Here is a 1,735-nt window from a genome sequence, read left to right on the forward strand (position 1 = left end):
TTCTTGCCCAGGCGACGCAGCAGCGCAGAGTCGCTTTCATGGGTCTGGTCCAGATGCTTGATGCCGATGCCGCGCAGGCTGGCCGAGATGCCGGATGCCAGGCCATTGCCGGCAGCGATGGCATCCACCACTGCGCCAAGCGTGGTCTCATGGAAACTGCGGTCGCGCTGCTGACGGAATGCGTCGATCATGCTGGCCGACCTGGCGCGAATGGTAAGCCGATCTGGCGCGCCGCTGTGCTCCACCTCAGAAACCACGAATGCGCCCTTGTCAACCAATGGGGAGCCCAGCCAGCCCAGCGCAAATTGCAGCTTGGCACCTTTGGGCGGGATCTTCAGCTTGCCGTCGCTATCGTCCAGCTCGATATCCAACTGGTCCGCTTCATCACCCCGGCACTCGCGCAGGGTGATGCTGATAAGCCGGTCGGAGACCGGGCGACTAATGTCCTTTTCTTCGATGACGATGCGGAATGCCGGTGCGGTGATGGTCATTGTCCGAGTCCCCCGATCTTGCCGGCGACAGAACCGGCCGCACCGCTCACGGCGCCAGACGCATTGCTGATAGCGCCCTTGGCGCCACTCACCGCCCCAGCCACACCACCGACCTTCCCGACAATCGCTCCGGCAGCACTGGTCACGCCACCGATTGCACTACCCACCACATTGCGCGCCTTGTCGGCGATGCTATTGGTGATGCCGTCGATATTGACCATATTGCGCAGGTCGGAGATATCACCCAGGCCCAGCGCTGACAGCACGCTATCGTCGGTGCGCTTGAGTTTGATGGTGAACTCGATGCGCTTGGCATCGCCATCCCCGTCCAGCACCGTGCGGCCTTCGTCCATGCTCTCGATGACATAGGAGCCATAAATACGGCCGGTGCCCTGGATCAGGAACCAGCTTTTGCCGGTGTCGGCCATCAGGCGCAGGGCATCGAGCGAGAACGCGCTACCGGTCAGCTCAGGTGCAATCCAGCCCGACAAGGTGATGGCGTCATCGCCCTTGCCGGTGAATTGCGCCGCATCGCGCCGGCCCACGCGCGAATTGCTGGCGAACTTCCATTGCGTCTGCCGTTGTAGTTCCTGGTAGGCGAGCGTGGGCAGGCTGAAGACGAACATTCCCAAGACCATCATCATGATGTGATTCCTTAATCCCAATCGGCGAGGTTCGAACGCTGGCGCGATGCTTTCATGCGGTCTCGGCGGTCTAGCTCGGCGGCTACCGCCCGAGCGATAGCTTGCTCATCCATGCCGGGCGCCGGCTGGATGATGATCTGCACTGTGTCGCCCTGGTAGACGACTGGTTGCGCGCTGCTGCCACTGATAGGCGGACGACTATCAAAAGCCATCGCCGGCGCGCTGCCGGCACCGATAGCCACGGCGGCGCCAGCACTGGCCAGCTTGCCGGCAAGGCTGCTGACGGTGGACAGCGGGCCATCCTGGCCACGATTGAGCCCCACGGCCAGGCCCTGCATGGTGTAGTCGCCCAGCTCGGCAAAGACGCGGCTAGGGCTATGGATGTCCAGCTTTTCCTTGAACCAGCCAATGACGCTGGCACCCGCACCCAACACGGCATCCTTCACGGCACCAATGCCGCTGGTGATGCCGTTGACCAGGCCGCGCAGCATCATGGCGCCGAACTCGGTAAATTTTGCTGGCAGCTCGATGCCGAACCAGCCCAGCACGCCCGCGAAAGCCTGGTAGAACAACCCTGCTGGTGAACAGTTCACGATCAGC

2 protein-coding genes and 1 pseudogene are annotated in these 1,735 nt (G+C 62.5%); all 3 read right to left on the bottom strand.

All coding sequences use genetic code 11. From position 1 onward, the window contains the following. Positions 1–491, bottom strand: a pseudogene (locus I5W_RS02760) (contractile injection system protein, VgrG/Pvc8 family); the annotation flags it as partial. Continuing rightward, positions 488–1,135, bottom strand: a complete 648-nt coding sequence (locus I5W_RS02765) for a phage tail protein (protein ID WP_044528086.1) — start codon at positions 1,133–1,135, stop codon at positions 488–490. The pseudogene I5W_RS02760 and the gene I5W_RS02765, both read right to left, overlap by 4 nt. An 11-nt stretch (positions 1,136–1,146) precedes the next feature. Next, positions 1,147–1,735 (bottom strand): phage tail protein (locus tag I5W_RS02770; RefSeq protein ID WP_441294713.1); only part of this gene is annotated, 589 nt, incomplete at its 5' end.

The organism is Herbaspirillum sp. B65 (assembly GCF_000333555.1).
Classification (GTDB): Bacteria; Pseudomonadota; Gammaproteobacteria; order Burkholderiales; family Burkholderiaceae_D; genus Herbaspirillum; species Herbaspirillum rubrisubalbicans.